Annotated in this window: 13 protein-coding genes; 6 read left to right on the forward strand and 7 right to left on the reverse strand. The window is 59.2% G+C overall.

Annotated features, from left to right (window positions below; all coding sequences use genetic code 11):
- Positions 1–106: 106 nt before the first annotated feature.
- Entirely contained in the window at positions 107–973 is an 867-nt protein-coding gene (locus GVO84_RS09925) for an aldo/keto reductase family oxidoreductase (RefSeq protein WP_159514002.1), read from the forward strand.
- A gap of 45 nt (positions 974–1018) precedes the next feature.
- Here the strand turns inward: GVO84_RS09925 and GVO84_RS09930 are convergent, their stop codons facing one another.
- A complete protein-coding gene (locus GVO84_RS09930) occupies positions 1019–1219 on the reverse strand; it encodes a hypothetical protein (RefSeq protein WP_023311485.1) in 201 nt (66 codons plus the stop codon).
- A gap of 287 nt (positions 1220–1506) precedes the next feature.
- Between GVO84_RS09930 and umuD the strand changes: the two genes are divergently transcribed.
- Complete coding sequence (gene umuD, locus GVO84_RS09935; protein WP_121423527.1) at positions 1507–1941, forward strand: translesion error-prone DNA polymerase V autoproteolytic subunit; 435 nt, start codon at positions 1507–1509, stop codon at positions 1939–1941.
- Positions 1925–3187, forward strand: a complete 1263-nt coding sequence (gene umuC / locus GVO84_RS09940; protein ID WP_121423528.1) for a translesion error-prone DNA polymerase V subunit UmuC — start codon at positions 1925–1927, stop codon at positions 3185–3187. The genes umuD and umuC overlap by 17 nt, the downstream gene beginning before the upstream one ends.
- A gap of 12 nt (positions 3188–3199) precedes the next feature.
- On the opposite strand, the gene GVO84_RS09945 is transcribed toward umuC, so the two are convergent.
- Together GVO84_RS09945 and GVO84_RS09950 are read right to left on the reverse strand one after the other, a co-directional pair.
- Complete coding sequence (locus tag GVO84_RS09945; RefSeq protein WP_048980445.1) at positions 3200–3469, reverse strand: hypothetical protein; 270 nt, start codon at positions 3467–3469, stop codon at positions 3200–3202.
- Positions 3470–3551: 82 nt separating this feature from the next.
- On the reverse strand, positions 3552–4439 hold the full coding sequence (locus GVO84_RS09950; RefSeq protein WP_159514003.1) for a LysR family transcriptional regulator: 888 nt from the start codon (positions 4437–4439) through the stop codon (positions 3552–3554).
- Between the two features lie 97 nt (positions 4440–4536).
- Here GVO84_RS09950 and GVO84_RS09955 point away from each other — a divergent pair, with 97 nt between their 5' ends.
- The gene (locus tag GVO84_RS09955; RefSeq protein ID WP_159514004.1) at positions 4537–5592 is read left to right on the forward strand and encodes an SDR family oxidoreductase; all 1056 of its coding nucleotides are present in this window, start codon (positions 4537–4539) and stop codon (positions 5590–5592) included.
- A gap of 41 nt (positions 5593–5633) precedes the next feature.
- Here the strand turns inward: GVO84_RS09955 and GVO84_RS09960 are convergent, their stop codons facing one another.
- Entirely contained in the window at positions 5634–6614 is a 981-nt protein-coding gene (locus GVO84_RS09960) for an NAD(P)H-dependent flavin oxidoreductase (protein WP_159514005.1), read from the reverse strand.
- A 135-nt stretch (positions 6615–6749) separates the two neighbouring features.
- Here GVO84_RS09960 and GVO84_RS09965 point away from each other — a divergent pair, with 135 nt between their 5' ends.
- Positions 6750–7634 carry a LysR family transcriptional regulator gene (locus GVO84_RS09965; RefSeq protein WP_159514006.1) on the forward strand — a complete coding sequence of 295 codons (885 nt, stop codon included), beginning with the start codon at positions 6750–6752 and terminating at the stop codon, positions 7632–7634.
- Here the strand turns inward: GVO84_RS09965 and GVO84_RS09970 are convergent.
- A complete protein-coding gene (locus GVO84_RS09970; protein ID WP_159514007.1) occupies positions 7606–9060 on the reverse strand; it encodes a PLP-dependent aminotransferase family protein in 1455 nt (484 codons plus the stop codon). The two genes, GVO84_RS09965 and GVO84_RS09970, sit on opposite strands and share 29 nt — an antisense overlap.
- A 96-nt stretch (positions 9061–9156) precedes the next feature.
- Between GVO84_RS09970 and GVO84_RS09975 the strand changes: the two genes are divergently transcribed.
- Complete coding sequence (locus tag GVO84_RS09975) at positions 9157–9924, forward strand: arylamine N-acetyltransferase family protein (RefSeq protein WP_159514008.1); 768 nt, start codon at positions 9157–9159, stop codon at positions 9922–9924.
- Positions 9925–9946: 22 nt separating this feature from the next.
- Here GVO84_RS09975 and GVO84_RS09980 read toward each other — a convergent pair whose 3' ends face one another.
- Positions 9947–13024: an efflux RND transporter permease subunit gene (locus GVO84_RS09980; protein WP_159514009.1), complete on the reverse strand. Its 3078-nt coding sequence runs from the start codon at positions 13022–13024 to the stop codon at positions 9947–9949.
- On the reverse strand, positions 13021–14169 hold the full coding sequence (locus GVO84_RS09985) for an efflux RND transporter periplasmic adaptor subunit (RefSeq protein WP_159514010.1): 1149 nt from the start codon (positions 14167–14169) through the stop codon (positions 13021–13023). The genes GVO84_RS09980 and GVO84_RS09985 overlap by 4 nt, the downstream gene beginning before the upstream one ends.
- Positions 14170–14180 lie beyond the last annotated feature (11 nt).

The following is a 14180-nucleotide window of genomic DNA, read 5'->3' on the forward strand; positions in this document are numbered from 1 at the left end:
TTACTATCGTCGTAGAGAATTTAAACTTTAATTAACTCGCGCTTAACTAAAGGTTCTTTGAGGGAACCTGTTGTAAATCCGGATCATTTTTATGAGGAAGGTTAACATGAGCAGCATTGATAAAAGCGGGACGTACGCGCTCGGGACGCGGACGGTTAAACGACTGGGCTACGGTGCGATGCAGCTCGCCGGGCCGGGCGTCTTTGGTCCACCGAAGGACAAGCAGGCCGCGCTGGACGTGCTGCGCGAAGCGGTGGCGGCGGGGGTGAACCAAATTGATACCAGTGATTTTTATGGTCCCCATGTTACTAACCAGCTGATCCGCGAGGCGCTTCACCCGTACCGGGACGATCTGACGCTTGTCACCAAGATTGGCGCCCGTCGCGACGACAAAGGCGCCTGGCTGCCGGCCTTTTCCGCGCAGGAACTGACTCAGGCGGTGCATGACAACCTGCGTAATCTGCAGCTGGACGTGCTGGACGTGGTGAATCTGCGGATCATGTTTAGCGCGCACGGGCCAGCGGAAGGGTCAATTGCTGAACCGCTCTCCACCCTGGCAGCATTACAGCAGCAGGGTCTGGTGCGGCATATTGGCCTGAGCAACGTCACGGCCACCCAGGTCGCGGAAGCGCAGAAGATGGTCCCGGTGGTGTGCGTGCAGAACATGTACAACATTGTGAACCGGGGTGACGATGCGCTGGTGGATCTGCTTGCGCAGCAGGGGATTGCGTATGTGCCGTTCTTCCCGCTGGGCGGCTTTACGCCACTGCAATCTTCCGGGCTGAAGGCCGTCGCGGATTCACTGGGCGCAACGCCAATGCAGGTAGCGCTGGCATGGCTGCTGCAGCGTTCCCCGAATATTTTGCTGATCCCGGGCACCTCGTCCGTGGCGCATCTGCGGCAAAACCTCGCGGCGGCGGATCTGAAGTTACCGCCTGAAGCACTGGAAACGCTGAATTCGCTGTTAGATTAAACGTAATATGCGCAAAGCCTTAAGGGGACTTCCGGCTTTGCGCGCTTAGGCTCCTGTCTGACTTTTCTGCCTGTGGAGCGCTAACGCTTCCGCCACAATCTCTTGCTTACTCTTACGCGTCTCAAAGGCGGTGGTTCTGATGTACTCCATCAGGTCGGGATCGATGCGGGCGCTCAGCATCCTGAGATCGGCCTCCTTTGCCAGACCGCGTGCAACACGCTTGTCTGGATAGTCACGGGCTGGCATGGGAAATATTCTCCAGTAAGTCTTGTTAATTCGTGCCGTAAAATATGCTTTTATCTGACTTTAAAGTCAACATGTAGTTAGTGCATAGTGATGTTATTTTTTATAAGTCATAAACCATATGACTTTTGCATGACTTATGATGTCAGGCCTGTTAACGGCAGGCGATGTTGCTTAATTAAAACCGCTCAAACTTCAACGCGTTTGGGTTCACCTCCGGAAATGACCTTGATCCTTGTCCATAATCCGTAATACTGTATTTATATACAGTATCTGGCGAGAAAGGCATTATGGACACTCTCTTTTCTTATCAACCAAAACAAATCATTGAATTACCTTTATTTTTAGAACGTGTTGCCTGTGGGTTTCCCAGCCCGGCGCAGGATTATGTGGAGGATCGTCTCGATCTTAACCGGCTGGCGGTAAGGCACCCCAGTGCGACCTATTTTATCAAGGTGAGTGGAGACTCCATGATTGGGGCGGGGATCGGCGACGGCGATCTGCTGGTGGTCGATCGTTCGTTAAATGCCGAACATGGGGATATCGTCGTGGCGTCGGTCGCCGGTGAGTTTACGGTGAAAGAGCTACAGACCCGCCCGGCTCTGAGACTTCTGGCGCATAATGCCCGCTATCAGCCGATTACCTTTCAGTCCGAAGAGGAGCTGCAGATCTTCGGCGTCGTCACCCACACCCTCAAAACGCATAAACATGTTCGCGCTGGTTGATGTGAATAGCTTCTACGCCTCCTGCGAGCGGGTATTCCGCCCCGATCTGGAGGGGAAACCCATCGTGGTGGTGTCCAATAACGACGGCTGCATTATTTCACTGTCGCGGGAGGCAAAGCAGTTCGGCATAAAAATGGGGGAGCCGTATTTTAAATTCAAAGAAAAGCTATACCCGTCGCGGGTTTACGTCTTTAGCTCGAACTATGCGCTGTATGCCGATCTCAGCAGTCGGGTCATGCAGACGCTGACCGATCTCGCCCCGGCAATAGAGATTTACTCCATTGATGAGGCGTTCGTGAACGTTTCAGGGGTCAGTCACTGCCTGTCTCTGGAAGCGTTCGGTCACCAGATGCGCACGCAGGTCTTTAAAAATACGGGCTTAACCGTTGGCGTCGGTATTGCCCCGACCAAAACGCTGGCGAAGCTGGCCAACTATGCGGCGAAACGCTGGGCCAGCACGGGCGGCGTGGTCGATCTCTCAGGCCACGAGCGGCAGCGTAAGCTGCTGGCAAAGGTTCCGGTAGAGGAGGTGTGGGGGGTAGGTCGGCGCATCACGAAAAAACTGAACGCGATGGGCATTACCACAGCGCTGGAGCTGGCGGAAGCGTCGTCCTGGGTCATTCGCAAACATTTCAACGTGGTACTGGAACGGACGGCCCGCGAGCTTCGCGGTGAGCCCTGTCTTGATCTGGAAGAGTTCACCCCCACGAAGCAGCAAATTATCTGTAGCCGTTCGTTTGGACACCGTATTACGCAGTACGAGGAGATGCACCAGGCCATTTGCGCCTACGCGGAACGCGCTGCAGAGAAACTGCGCGGCGAGCATCAATACTGTCGCTTTATCAGCGTGTTTGTGCGCACCAGCCCGCACGCGGACAACGAAATTTATTACGGCAATCAGGCTTCTGTCACCCTGATGACGCCCACCAATGACTCGCGCGATATCATCCGCGCCGCCACGGAGGCGCTGGGGCGTATATGGCTCGACGGATATCGCTATATGAAAGCCGGGGTCATGCTGGCGGACTTTTTCAGCAGCGGCGTCGCCCAGCTTAATTTGTTTGACGATAATCGTCTGCGCGCCAACAGCGCGGCGCTGATGGAGATGATGGACAGCGTAAATCATTCCGGTAAAGGGAAGATATGGTTCGCCGGGCAGGGTATTGAGAAATCCTGGGCGATGAAGCGTGAGATGCTGTCACCGGCCTATACGACGCGGTACGCCGATTTGCCGGTGGCGAAGTAGAGGATGGTTGCGTTATTTCTTTTGCACCAACCAGGTTGCCGCAGCCGCCAGCGCGCCGATCAGCGGCATTTCGCCCGCTCCGGCCAGGAAGTTATGGCGATCGATCTCATTATTTTTACGGATATCCGCAAGGCGGGTAAGCGCCTCTTTTTCATCCGCAGCGCCGATCTCCTCAAACTGTTTTTCAAACCCCTGAGCGATGAGCTGAGCGGCCGCATCGGTGTTTGCGCTCTCGATCGCAATGAGGTTCGGGCCTTTTTGGAAAAAACAGTAATCCGGCATACGTGCTCCAGAAAGAGGGGATACGGTAAAAACACTCTATTCCTTGCGGGTAAAAAATGCACGTCATTTACGGCGGAAACAATCAGTTTTTCTTTATTATTTCAGGCAGTAACTGCTCAATCACGCTGACGACCTTTCTGACGCGCTGCGGAATAAAGCGTGCGTCAGGATAAACGGCATAGAGGAAGCGATCGGGTAACCGCCAGTGGGGCAGCACCGGTACCAGCGTGCCCGCCTGCAGCGCCCTGGCCACGAGCGGTCGCTGCATGCCGCCGATACCGATGCCTGACTCCAGCGCCTGCAGCAGCGCGTCGCTGGTGTTGGCACGGAAAACGGTATTCACGTTGACCTCGACCGTTTCCTCGTCAGCAATCAGGCGCAGGGGGGCATCCAGTGGAATAGCGCTGAACCGTACGTGTGGCAGCGTTGCCAGCTCGCTGACGGCGTGTACCGCCTGAAAACCGGGAGCGGCAAACAGCGCGGCTTCAATACGCGCCAGCACGCGAGCCGCGTGCGCCTGCGGAGGCTCACTGCCCAGCCGTATCGCGACATCCACGCCCTCCGTCACCAGATCGGCAAGGCGGTCATCCAGGGAAATCTTGAGCTGCAGTTCGGGATGCAGGCGCTGTAGCGCCAGCAGATGCGGCAAAATGATCTGCCCCAGGCCGCTCGGTAGCTGGACGTGGACGCGTCCCTGAACGCCAGGGTCGACAGGATGTAAACGCCTCTCCGCTTCCCCCATGGCGTCCAGCACGAGCTGCATATCTCGCCGGTAGCGTTCACCCTGTTCGGTCAGCTTCATCGTACGCGTCGTACGGTGCAGCAGTACCACACCCAGTGATTCCTCAAGCGCCGCGATCTGTTGACTGACGGCGGACTGCTTAATGCCGGTCTGACGGGCGGCCGCCGAAAACGAGCCCGCTTCAGCGACGCGTAGAAAGGTGTAAATGGCAGTGAGCTTATTATTCATTTAATGATTCTGCTTATAAGTGCCATCGGTTTCAGGGGATATCTCCAGAAAAAATAATATATCACACTGCGTCTGTCACCCTTTCCGGAGAAACACCATGAATAAGATGCAGCAACACAACGTCGCCCTGGTCGCGGGCGCCAGCGGCATTGTCGGCAGACAGCTGGTCAACACGCTTCTGCACCATCAGTGGGAGGTGATCGGCCTCAGTCGCCACGCGGTAGCCCACCCGGACGGCATTCCCGTGGTGAACGTCGATTTACTGGATGCGCAGGACACCGCGCGGGCGCTGCACGCCCTGAACGGTGTCACCCATATCTTTTACAGCGCCTGGGCGAACGCGGCGAGCTGGACGGACATGGTTGAGCCGAACGTCACCATGCTGCGAAATCTGGTCAGCACCCTCGAAAAAACGGCACCTTTGCAGACGGTAAGCCTGATGCAGGGGTATAAAGTCTATGGTGCGCATCTGGGGCCGTTTAAAACCCCGGCGCGGGAAAGCGATCCCGGCGTACCGGGTGCCGAATTTAACGCCGCGCAGCTCACGTGGCTCAGCCAGTTTCAGCGGGGGAAAGGCTGGCACTGGAATGCCATCAGGCCGGGCGTGGTGGGGAGTGCGGTACCGGGTAATGCCATGAACCTCGCGCTGAGCATCGCCCTGTACGCCTCCCTGTGCAAGGCGCTGGGGTTACCGCTGCGTTTTCCCGGTTCGGAACAGGCCTGGCACAGCATCGTTGACCATACCGACGCCGGGCTGCTGGCCGAGGCCACGCTGTGGGCCGCCACGTCACCTGCGGCACAGAATCAGGCCTTCAACGTAAACAATGGCGATGTCTGGCGCTGGAGCGAACTGTGGCCGCGCATTGCACGCTGGTTTGAACTGGACTCTGCGCCGCCGGTGAGGTTGTCATTTCATCAGCTGTTTAACGACTATCGCGGGGTATGGCGCGAGCTTGCCGAAGCGCGGCTGGTGGAAGCGGATATTCTGCAGCTGAGCGACGGGCGGTTTGCCGATTTTGTCTTTAGCTGGGATTACGACATGTTTGGTGACGGGAGCAAGCTGCGCAGGGCGGGTTTTACGCAAATGCAGGCGACTGATGAGATGTTTTTCAGCCTGTTCGCGCAGCTGAGAGCCGCACGGATTATTCCCTGATGAACCTGGGCGTCCTGGTGCAGGCCAGGACGCCGGGGCACTTACTCAACCGTTAACGCATTAACAACCTCGGCCACGCTTTTCACGCTGCGGATGTTTCCAATCCCCGTGCCGAGCGCGATATAGCCTTCATCGGTGTTATCTTCCAGCATGCCAAGACGCAGGCCCCGTAATCCTCCCATCGCCTTGCCCAGCGCTTCGTTACTTGCGCCTGCTTTATCCATCGCCGCCAGTTTTTCCGCCAGCTTGCCGGGAAGAGAGCGGTAGTAGTGGGGCACGGTGCGGAAAAGCAGCAAATCGAGGCCGTTGGCGGCAACAATTTTCTCTTTGACCCCCTGCGGCACGCGGCTTTCTTCCGTGCTGATAAAGACCGACCCGGCAAACACGCCTTCCGCACCCAATGCATGCGCCGCTCTGGCGGTGCGATTATCGGTAATGCCGCCCGCGGCCATCACCGGGACGTGCTTCACGGCATCGGCAATCAGCGGCACGATGGAAAAGGTGCCAAGCACCGTTGCGGGTAACGTTCCGCCCTCATCAAAACCGGTGGCGACGATAATGTCAGCCCCCATTTCTTCCGCGAGGCGGGTGTTCTCCGGCGTTGGGTTGATGTCGCGGTAGATAATGGCGATACCCGCCTCCTTTAACTCGCTGAACAGTGCGGGAATAATGCTGCCTTCCCCATAGCCCGTATACACCACGACCCTGACGCCTTCGTCTTTCACCACCTGAAGGATCGGCCCTGTCCAGACGTCATTAACGGCCGTGGGGATCAGGTTCACGCCAAACGGTTTCTCGGTCAGCCGTTTGGTTTTACGAATCTCCTCGCGCATTTTTTCGGCGGTCTCTTCCGGCGTGGAGACCGCGGTGTCGGCGGTTAAACCGGCATTGGGCCCCAGCACGCCGAGCCCTCCGGCATTGCTGACCGCAGCGACTAAACGGGCATCCGTGAGCCAGGATAACGGCCCCTGAATAACAGGTTTTTCGATACCCAGGATCTGACAAATACGGTTATTTTTCATAGCAGACTCTTCCTTACGTTTGAATGGGGAAGAGTGTATGGCGCAGGATTGTTAGGAAAAATAGCCAAAAAGATTCATCACTGTTATAAAATTAGTAACAATCATTTTATCCTGCTCGCGGCAAAAGCGTCCCTTATGCAAATAAACCTCTTTGAAGCTATTCGAATTTTTATTGAAATTGTCGAGTCAGGCAGTCTTACCCAGGCAGCGGAGAATCTGCAGATCCATCGTCCGGCGGTCACCAAAGCGTTACAGCTTCTGGAGCAGCACAGCGGCACGCGGCTACTGCAGCGCACAACGCGTCGGATTAGCCTGACGCCGGATGGGGAAGCATTTTACCGCCGGAGTAAACCCCTGCTGGCGCAGGCGGACGAATTACTGGAGTCGTTTGGTACGGACCGGGCAATACACGGTCAGCTGCGTGTGGATATGCCGGTCTCTTTTGCCACGCTGCGGGTCATCCCCAATCTGCCTGATTTTTATCGTCAGCATCCTGAGATCGACATCATTCTGAGCAGCTCTGACCGCCGTCGGGATATGCTGCGGGATGGCCTGGACTGCGTGCTGCGGGTGGGAGAGCTGGAGGACGGCGAGTATATCGCGCGTAAAATCGGGAACATCAAAATCACGACCTGCGCCAGCCCGGCCTGGCTGGCAAAACACGGTACGCCAGAAACGCCGGATGATTTACGGCAACATCAGGCCATAAACTGGATTAATAACCGCAGCAGACAAATTCATCCGTGGACGTTTACCACGCCGGAAGGCGTCGCGGAGATTAAACTTCCCGGTAAGCTTGTCGTGGATAACTCCGAGGCCTACATCGCGGCAGGCCTTGCCGGGCTGGGATTAATGCAGGGGATGAATCTCTTTCTCCAGCCTTACATTGACCGCGGTCTTCTGGTTGAAGTCTTGCCAGACTATCGCTCGCCGGACCGCAAGCTGTCACTGCTCTATCCACACCGTCATCTCTCCCGCAAGGTGCGGGTCTTTACCGAGTGGCTGGAGAGTTTGGTGTGAAAACAGCCAGCTCGTGACACAGCGCGCCAATCTGCTCCACGGCGTTCAGCAGGCGGGGCGTAGGTTCGTTTGCGCAGTTCAGCCGCAGAAAGTGCGTTAACTCCGCGGCCGGGGAAAACAGGGGACCAGGGCTGACGCCAATGCCCAGCGCCAGCGCGCGACGGTGCACCTCCAGCGCGTTGACCTGCTGAGGCAGCTCTACCCACAGCAGGAAACCGGCTGCGGGTACGCTAACGCGCGTACCGGGTGGGAAACTGGCCTCGACTTGTGCGACGACGGCTAAAACACCCTCTGCGACCCGGCGCTTTAGCCGCCGCAGGTGGCGATCGTAGTCGCCGCTTGCCAGCATCTCGCTCGCCGCGGCTTCCAGCAGCGGCGTACCGGCCCAGTCTCCGGCCATGCGGGCCTGTAAGACCTGCGGGTGGTAGTGTCCGGCGGCAATCCAGCCGATTCGCCAGCCCGGCGCAAGCGTTTTAGACAGAGAACTGCAGTAAATCACATTCCCGCTCTGGTCGAACGCCTTGCAGGCCGGAGGACGTTGCCCCTCGCCGACCAGGTCACCGTAAACATCGTCCTCAATCAAAGGAATTCCCGCCTCTTCAAGCAGGGCAACCAGCTCCTGCTTGCGGGCGACGGGCATGCTGGCACCCAACGGGTTTTGCACGGTGGGCGAGGCCAGAACGGCAGCGGGGCGATGGCAGCGAATGGCGTCTGCCAGCGGTTCCAGCAGCAGGCCGTCGACAGGGTCGGTGGGGATCGCTAAGGCCTTCAGGCCTAAATCCTCCAGCAGCAGAAGCGTGCCAAAGTAGGCCGGCTGCTCAATCGCCACGACATCGCCCGGCTGGCACACGGCTCGAAGGGCCAGGCGCAGCGCCTGCGTCGCGCCTGCGGTAATAATGAGATCGTCCGCACCGAACCGGGCTCCCCACTGTGCAGAACGGGCGGCAATCTTACTTCGCAAATCCCCCCTTCCCGGAGGCAGGCTGTAGCTCTGTCCATGCGCGTCCAGACGACGGCCCGCAGAGTGCAACGCTCGCTGCAGCGCATCTCCCGGCAGCCACGCGGGATCGGGCAGGGCGGCGCCCAGCGGGATCAGCCGGGCTTCTGCACTGCTGAACAGCGACCGGGCCACGGCGGACAGGGTGACGGGGACCGGGCCTGGTGAGGAACGCGCGGGCTCTACGCGCGGTGGCAGGCTGGTCTGGCGGATGTAATAACCTGAACGCGGGCGCGCAACGATCAGCCCTTCAGCCTCCAGGCAGCGAAGGGCCTCCAGCGCCGTCGGAAGGCTAACGTGCTCGCGTTCGGCCAGTTTACGCGCGGAGATCATCCTGTCACCGGCGCGCAGCGCGCCAGAGGTCAGCGTGAGGCGCAGCATCTCAGCAATTCGGCGATAGTGTGGGGACGACTGGGACGGGGCAGACATGGGTATCTGTTCAGGCTAATTTTCGATAAAACTGACTATACAGCCAATGATGCGCGCCATCTATAGTGTCCGACATGTTCAGGACAAGGAGGCATTATGCACAGCGATAATTTCAACATTTCCACCTATTTCAAACGCATAAACTACACCGGACCGGCGGCTGCCGATACGGCCACCCTGCATGCGCTGATGCGTCATCAGCTCTTTTCCGTTCCCTTTGAGAATCTGGACGTGCAGGCGGGTAAAATTGTCTCGCTGGCGCCAGACGACATTGCCGATAAGGTGTTAACGCAGGGGCGCGGCGGCTACTGCTACGAGGTGAACGGACTTTTTGCCATGGCGCTGGCGGCGTTAGGAATACCTTACCGCTTCGTGGCGGCGCGCCCGATGTTCTACCCCGCGCGGCGGCCGAAAACCCATATGGCGCTCGTCGCTGAGGTAGATAGCCGACAGTGGCTTTGCGACCTCGGGTTTGGCAGCTACGGCATTCGCGCGCCGATGGCGCTGGACACGCTTGATGTGGAAATCACGCAGGATTTCGACACGTTCCGACTGAGCCGCAGCGCGGAGGGCGAATATCTGCTTGAGGCGAAGGCGGAGGGTGAATGGGCCCGGCAATACGGCTTTGATCTCACGCCTCAGGAATGGATTGATTTCGTCCCGGCCAACTACCTTAACTCCACGCACCCGGATGCCATCTTTGTGCAGAAGCGGGTGGTGGTGCAGCACAGCCCGGAAGGGCGCCAGATTTTACTGGGCGATGTGCTGAAAACCATCACGGCGAACGGCACTGAAACGCGGCAGCTGGCGGAGGAGGAAATCCGCCATGTCCTGAAAAACCGTTTTGCGCTGACCGAGGCGTAATCTGCCGGGAAACGGTGGGGCCTCAGCGCTGTCCGTCTTCTGTGGCGTTGCGCTGAGCGCCCCACTGTAGCAGCAGGCTAAACGACGCGGGTAACACGGTCAGCGTCACCAGCGTCGCAACCAGCAGTCCGCCGATAATGGCATAGGCCATCGGGCCCCAGAAGACCTGGTGAGAAATGGGGATCATGCCCAGAATGGCGGCGCAGGCGGTCAGACAGATGGGTCTGGCCCGGTGTTCCGCAGCCGCCCTAATTGCGGCATCGTTTGCCATCCCCTGAGCAAGATTGCTGTCAACCTCGCTAATCAATATCACCGCGTTTCGCACGATCATCCCCGCCAGGGCGATGACGCCCAGCAGCGCGACAAACCCCATCGGCGTTCCACCGGGCAGCATAGCCAGCACGATCCCCGGTAAACCAAACGGGGCCATCAGGAGTGCCAGCAGCATACGGGAATATCGCCGCAGTTGAAGCATCAGCAGCAACAGCATGATGACCAGCGTCACCGGAAGAACGGTAAAGACGGAGCTGTTCCCCTTATCCGATTCGGCAACCGCGCCGCCTTCTTCAATGCTGTAACCTGCCGGCAGGCTCGCGCGCAGTTTATCGACTGCCGGACGCAGCGCCGCGGATACCGCTTCAGCCTTCAGCCCCGGAGCAAGATCCGTTTGCACCGTGATAAAGGGCACGCGCTGGCGACGCCAGATGACCGGATCGTCCACGCCCCAGACCGGCGTTGCGACGGCGCTGAGCGGAATTTTTTTACCGTCATTCCCCTGAATCGTGAGCGAGGAGAGGGTGGCGGTGCTGTGTCGTGCATCGTCCGTGGCCCGGAGCACTACGTCGACAAGGCGGTCATTATCCCTGATGGACGTGACAACGCTGCCGGACCAGACGGTGTTCAGCGTGCGGGCGAGGCTTTCTGACGATATTCCCGCCGCCCTGGCCGCCGTCTGATTCACCTCAAGGGTTATGACCCTCTCCGGCTCTCCGGCCGTCTGGTTAACGTCGCGTGAGAACGGGGACTGCCCAATCGCGTCCGTGAGACGGTTCGCAAACGCCCGGACCTGCAGATAATCCGGCCCGCTCACCCGGTATTTGATTGGCCAGCCGACGGGCGGCCCCAGCTCAAGGGGCGACACGCGTGTGATGATGTCGCTAAACTGCGTCGCCAGGATCCTGTTGAGCTGCGCATGCAGACGATCCCGCGCCTCAAGATCCTTAGCCACCACAACCATCTGGGCGATATTTTCATTTTCCAGCAGCACGTCCATCGGCAGGTAAAAACGGATGGCGCCCGACCCGACGTACGTCGAATAGCGATTGATGTTGCCGTTGCCGGCCAGCGCCTTTTCGAGTTTTTCCACCTCTCTTAGCGTTTCCGGCTGCGACGCGTTGGCCGGAAGCGTCAGGCTGACCAGCAGCTCAGGCCGGTCCGAAGCGGGGAAAAACTCGCCCTGCATAAACGTCGTGCCGTACACGGACAGCCCCAGCGCGGAAAGAGCGAGCAGCACGGTAGCGAGCCGGTGACGCAGTGCCAGGCGTAAAAGCCGTCCGTACCCGCGCGCGATCCTTCCGGGTCCCGCCGCGTGATGTCTGACTTTTTCCGGCAACAGCCACGTGCCCGTCAACGGCGAAAACAGGATCGCGACAGCCCAGGAACAGAGCAGGGCAATGAGCACCACCGCAAACAGGGAAAAACAGTATTCACCGGCGCTGGAGGCCGCAAAACCAACGGGAATAAAACCGGCAATCATCACCAGGGTACCGGTGAGCATCGGGAAGGCCGTCGTTTTGAATGCATGGGTGGCCGCATGTCGACGGGAATCCCCCGCTTCCAGCCGGGAGACCATCGTTTCAACGGCGATCATGGCGTCATCCACCAGCAGCCCCAGGGCAATGATCAGCGCCCCGAGCGAGATGCGCTGAAGGCCGATGCCTGCGAGCATCATGCCGGCAAACGTCATGGCGAGCACCAGCGGAATGGCCGTCGCCACCACCAGCCCGGCCCGTAAGCCCAATGAGACAAATGAAACCGCCAGCACGATAATAACGGCTTCGATAAGCACCCGGATAAACCCGCTTACCGCGTCACTGACCACCGCTGACTGATCGGCGACTTTCACCATCTCGATACCGTGCGGCAGCCCGGCGCTGAGGGCCGCCATTCTGGCGTTCAGCGCAGCACCGAAACGCAGCATGTTGCCCGTTGGCGCCATCGACACCGCCAGCCCGATAGCCGGTTTGCCGTTCACCCGGTAGGCCGGGGCCGGTGGCTCGGCGATTTGCCGGGTGACGGTGGCAATGTCGGTCAGCGGAATGTAGCGATTGTTCACGTGCAGCGTGACGGCCCGTAAATTCTCTTCGGTCGTGAGCGCCCCGCTGACCTTTATCGCCATATTCTCCTGCCCGGTACGCAGAGTGCCTGCCGGAACAACCGCGTTCTGCGCCCGCAGGGCGTCGGCGACCGCCTGAATATCGAGCCCCATCCCGGCCAGGCGTGCCGGAGAAAAGGCGAGAACCCACTGCTCCTGCTGTTCGCCCAGAAGGGTGGTTTTGCCCATATCCGGCAGGGACATGAGCTCGCGACGCAGGGTCTCTACGCTATCCCGCACCTCACGCAGGGTGAAACCTTCGGGAATAAAGGCATAAATTGTGCCGAACGTGTCATCAAATTCGTCGTCCACGGCAGGACCCTGCACCCCTTCAGGCAGGGACGGCGCGAGGTCCTGCATTTTTTTGCGAACCTGATACCAGATGTCCGGCACGCTTTGCGGGGGAGTATCGTCACGGAGGTTGACATGGATAACGGTGCGTCCGGCCCGGGTTTCACTTTCGAGATAGTCCAGCCAGGGCGTTTCCTGCAGCTTTTTTTCAAGCGTATCGGTCAGCAGGCGGGTGGTATCCGCCACGGATGCTCCCGGCCACTGCGCGGAGACGACGGCCGTTTTGATGGTGAAAGCCGGATCTTCGTTACGCGGCAGCTTCTCATAGCAGAACACCCCCATCGCAATCACCAGAAGCATGAAAAAGCTGACCATCTGCTGGTTCTTCAGCGCCCAGGCGGAGAGATTAAATTTGGCTTCCTGTCCTGTGTTCATGGCTGAACCTCTCCGGCCATCACCGGCTCGCCGGACCGCAATGTGCTCACGCCCGCCGTAATCACCCGATCGCCGGGCTCAAGGCCGGAGGCAATCATGACGGAGGAGGCCGTATAGCTCGCGGGTACCACCGCGCGCAGCTGCGCCCGAGACTGCGGGGTAATCACAAAAACGGCCGGTTTGTCGCCAATGCGGGTCAGCGCCGACGCGGGAAGGGGGTACCCGTGCGGGGCTGACGATGGCAACGTGACGGTCACGCTGGCACCCAGCGCCATGGCCGCGGGCGGGTTTTGCAGGGTGGCCCTGACGCGCCAGGTGCGGGTCTGAGGATCGGCCTGCGGAGTAATATCCCGCAGCACGGCAGACGCCTGTACCGACGGGTCGCTGAGGAGGGAAACCTGCAAAACCGCCTTGTCCAGAGGCGGGATCGCATCGGGAGTGGCAATATCAAACGCCACGTCGCGGGCTTCACCGGTCGCCAGCGTCAGCACGGACTGACCGTCGCTGACAACCTGTCCCGCAGAGGCGTTCACGGCCGTGATGACGCCCGCTTGTGGCGCGATCAGGCGCGTCCAGCCGAGGCTTTCGCGTGCATTTCGTCGCGCGGCCTCGCTGCTTTTTAAGCGCGCGCTGGCGACAAGCCAGTCCGCACGGGCGCTGTCGAGCTGCGTGCGGGCTATCGCCCCCGTTGGCATGAGCTTTTGCATTCGGCTGACGTTAAGCGCGGCGACCTGCGCAGAGGCTTTGGCGCCTTCATAGTCGGCCTCAGCGCCGTCGAGCTGGTTTTGCCCGGTCGTGTTGTCAAGCGTGGCCAGCAGCTGCCCGGCTGTGACACTGTCACCAATATCGACGCTACGCGTCAGTATCCGGCCCCCGGAGCGAAAGCTCAGGGTCGTTTCATCGTGGGCATGGATCTCACCGGTTCTTTCCAGCGCGGGAAGGGTTTGGGCAGTGCCAACCACGACGTAGCGTACCGTTCGTACCGGGTCGGGCTTATTCTCGTGTTTATCACCGCAGCCGGTCAGCGGAAAAATCGCCAGCGCAAGCAGGGCCAGGGGAAGAAAATGCAGCCAGGAAAGGGTGCGTGCCACGCCGTACATATGATGCAGGCAGTGGCGGAGGGAGAGAAAAAATTCGTCTGACATAACGCCGCTCC

It is taken from the genome of Enterobacter sp. SM3 (genome assembly GCF_009811935.2).
In the GTDB taxonomy this organism is placed as follows: Bacteria; Pseudomonadota; Gammaproteobacteria; order Enterobacterales; family Enterobacteriaceae; genus Enterobacter; species Enterobacter asburiae_D.